We start from the raw sequence: 355 nt of genomic DNA, 5'->3' as shown, positions 1-355 counted from the left end.
CCACCCCGGGCGACGAGCGCCGGGTGAACCTGCCACACCCGGAGATCATCGAAGCCCTGCAACCGGGCATGAGCCTGCTGCTCGACGACGGCCGCCTGCACCTCGAAGTGACCGCCCGGCACGCCGAGGCCATCGACACCGTGGTGATCGCCGGCGGCGAGTTGTCCGACCGCAAGGGCGTCAACGTGCCGGAAGCGGTGCTGCAACTCTCGCCGCTCACCGAGAAGGACCGCCGCGACCTGGCCTTCGGCCTGGCGCTGGGCGTCGACTGGGTGGCGCTGTCCTTCGTGCAGCGCCCCGAGGACATCGTCGAGGCCCGCGAGCTGATCGGCGACAAGGCCTTCCTGATGGCCAA

At 70.4% G+C, this 355-nt stretch carries 1 protein-coding gene; it reads left to right on the top strand.

Annotated features, from left to right (window positions below; all coding sequences use genetic code 11):
• On the top strand, positions 1–355 hold a 355-nt coding region (locus PSEWESI4_RS24895; RefSeq protein WP_235979013.1), incomplete at both ends, for a pyruvate kinase.

This window comes from Zestomonas carbonaria (genome assembly GCF_904061905.1).
Taxonomy (GTDB): domain Bacteria; phylum Pseudomonadota; class Gammaproteobacteria; order Pseudomonadales; family Pseudomonadaceae; genus Aquipseudomonas; species Aquipseudomonas carbonaria.
The sequence above is the reverse complement of the archived record's forward strand: the minus strand, read 5'-3'. Positions and strand labels throughout refer to the sequence as shown.